The organism is Candidatus Melainabacteria bacterium RIFOXYA2_FULL_32_9 (assembly GCA_001784615.1).
Lineage (GTDB): Bacteria > Cyanobacteriota > Vampirovibrionia > Gastranaerophilales > UBA9579 > UBA9579.
In genome coordinates this window covers 3,789-6,660 of sequence record MFRQ01000125.1, presented here as the reverse complement: position 1 = coordinate 6,660, position 2,872 = coordinate 3,789, and the positions used below count along the sequence as shown (strand labels likewise).

The window sequence follows — 2,872 nt, the reverse complement described above, 5'->3', positions numbered from 1 at the left end:
TTACAGACTCATAATTGCGCCTACTACCCAGAATATTTTTCTTCCTGACGGGTTTGTTGACAATTTAAAGCAAACTTATGACCCTGAATATTTTAGAATTAATGTTCTCGGTGAGTTTGGCGATTATTGTAAAGGGTTGATTACTAAAGGATTTTCTAAAAATAATATTAAAAATATCAATTATCAAGTAGATTTACCCTTACATATATGTTGTGACTTTAACGTTGATCCTATGTGCTGGGTATTGGCACATAAAACTGACAATAAAGTCTTCTTTTTTGATGAGGTAGTCCTTGAAAATACCAATACAGCTTATGCTATTGAAGAATTTCAATCCCGTTATTCGTCTCATAAAGGTGACATCATTATAAATGGTGATGCTTCAGGCGATAATAGGTCGGCAAATTCTGAGTTTACCAATTATGTAATTATGAAAAATAAACTTGCTGCTTTCGGTTTTAAAAATGTTAGCGTGCAGATAAAGAGTTTTAATCCGCCTATTAAAAACAGAATTGCAGCCTGGAACGCTAAAATAAATAATACTGGCGATGAAATCGGGATTTATATTTCTCCAAAATGCAAATGGCTCATATATAACATCGAAAATCTCAAGTATAAAGAAGGTACTTCTTTAATTGATTTGCCTTCTCATTCTCAGATTAAAAATAATAAAAGTCTGAAATTTCTTGGCCATCCGTTTGATGCAGCCAGTTATTTAATAGATTTTTACTGGCCTGTCAGGCTTGAATAGTGATTTAATTCTTGTTGTTATTGAGTATAAGGGAGTCTGTTATATGTATGTAACTATTAATGATGAGGGTTCTCTGGAGGTTTATACCGAAGAAAACGATATTTGCTACATTTGCTCTAATATGGACTCATGTCCTCTTATGGCATCGCTGCAATGTGAAATCGCTATTCTTCGCTATGACAGCTTGAATGTTGAGGATTGCGGTTTGTTTAAAGAGTTTTCTATTGATGATTTGATTGCTGATTTGGCTAGTTAGTTGGGTTTATTGAGTCAGAATATTTGACCTAACCCACTACTACTTGCTGATTTATAGACGGTGCGCACTGCGCACCCTACTTTTTAGATGCCGGAACTTTGACTCAATACCGCTACAAGCTAAATGATTAGAGATTGCCACGCAAGAATAATTGATACTGGTTATTAATGTTTCATGGCTCGCAATGACAGTGCGTAATTTGTAAACCGAAATTGAACGATATTAATTAAAGAAGGAGTTTTTTATGCCTTATAAATTTGAGTATCACAAAGAAGATAAGCCTAAAAAGTTGTCTCAAGAGAATCAGGATAAATTGGCCGGTTATATCTCAGGAAAATGGGATAAATGGGATGAATTAAGACGCCCTAATCTCGATATAATCGATGCTGTTGCAAAGGCTATTTATCCTTCCAGAAAAATATCAGGTAAAACAGAGATTAATATGCCTGAAATATACGAAATTAAAGAAACTTACAAAGCTCACTTATGGAAAAGCTGGTTTTCTACTCTCGATACAATGTTTGATGTTCAGGGAAAATCCAGAGATGATCACTATAGAGCTACACAACAAAAAGCAGCTCTGGTTGATGCATTCAGAGAAGTTGATATGGTTTCTAAGCTTGAAACAGGCCTTGATAACTGGGTTACTAAAGGCGAATTTATTGCTTTTATCAACTGGAAAACTAAAGTTAAACAGGTGAGAAGAAAGGAATTGTATCCTGATTATGAAAATTTCGAAGCAGAATCAGAACCATCTTCAGACGGAGATGGAATCTCTGAGGATTTACAGACTCAGGCTGAAGTTGTTACTGCGCAGGACAAAACTCCAAAACTTCTTCCGGGTTTTGTCGTTAAAGATGAAATTATTTATGATGGGCCTGACCTTACAATTGTTAATCCTGAAGCTTTCGTTTTTGAGCCTTCGAAAAAAGATAATTTCGATGCGTGTCCTAAAATATATCGCTCATGGGCTACTTACGATGAAATCGCGTCTAACAAACTCTATTTAAACCATCAGGAATTAAAAGATCTGTGTGATGAAAATAGAGAAAATTCAGATAATAAAGCTATTAAAGGTGATCAAATAGAAATTCTTGAGTATTGGGGTAATATTAAGCTTAGTGATGGGACTCTTCTTGAAAACTGGGTTATCACTGTAGCAGGTAGAAAGAACATAATCAGGTTTGAGCCTAATCCTTTCATAATTAATCCTTTTGTGTTCGCTTCTTTTCTTGAAGATCCTCAAACTAGTCGTGGAATTAGTCCTTTGTACGTAGCTTTACCTCTTAATGAAGCTTCTACAACTATATTAAATCTTCAGTTAGATGCTTTAAAACTTATAATTAACAAGCCTTACCTTGCCCCTAAAGGCGCTCTTTCAGGTAAAATTAATATTAAAGAAGGTGCAATAATTGAATATGATCCTGCTTTGATGCCTAAAGAACCTGTGCCTCTCGATTTTAAAGATGCTCTCGTCGGGTGGGATTTCCTTAGATACTTTGAAGAGAAAATAGAATCTTCCACAGGTGTCTTTAAATACATGACTGGCGATACTCGTGGGTCTTCAGCCAGAACGGCTACAGAAGCAACAGGCTTGATGCAGGCTCAAAGCACTCGTATTTCTAAAGAAATAGATATTCTTAACTTTAGGGTTAAAATACCAATCATTAGAAAAATCGCTGAACTTATGTCTAACTTTAGTTTTGACATTAAAGAAATTAAAATTACCAGACATAATGGTGATATTGATTTTGTGATCATTGATGAAACCGTAAGGCAAGGCAATTATGAATATATTATAGGAGACACAACCGCTATTTCTGAAAGAAAATTCAAGCTCAAAGAAAATCTTGAAATCCTTCATG

2 protein-coding genes and 1 pseudogene (2 of these 3 only partly in view) are annotated in these 2,872 nt (G+C 34.9%); all 3 read left to right on the top strand.

Annotation, left to right across the window (positions count from 1 at the left end; all coding sequences use genetic code 11):
• Window positions 1-751: pseudogene (locus tag A2255_06305) on the top strand (hypothetical protein); it begins 530 nt to the left of the window's first position.
• 43 nt (window positions 752-794) lie between these two features.
• Window positions 795-1,007: a hypothetical protein gene (locus A2255_06300; protein ID OGI18063.1), complete on the top strand. Its 213-nt coding sequence runs from the start codon at window positions 795-797 to the stop codon at window positions 1,005-1,007.
• A gap of 244 nt (window positions 1,008-1,251) precedes the next feature.
• Window positions 1,252-2,872, top strand: partial view of a hypothetical protein gene (locus A2255_06295; protein OGI18062.1) — the 5' portion only. Its footprint extends 122 nt past the window's final position; 1,621 of the gene's 1,743 nt are visible here — the first part of the coding sequence; its start codon is at window positions 1,252-1,254; its stop codon lies off the right edge, out of view.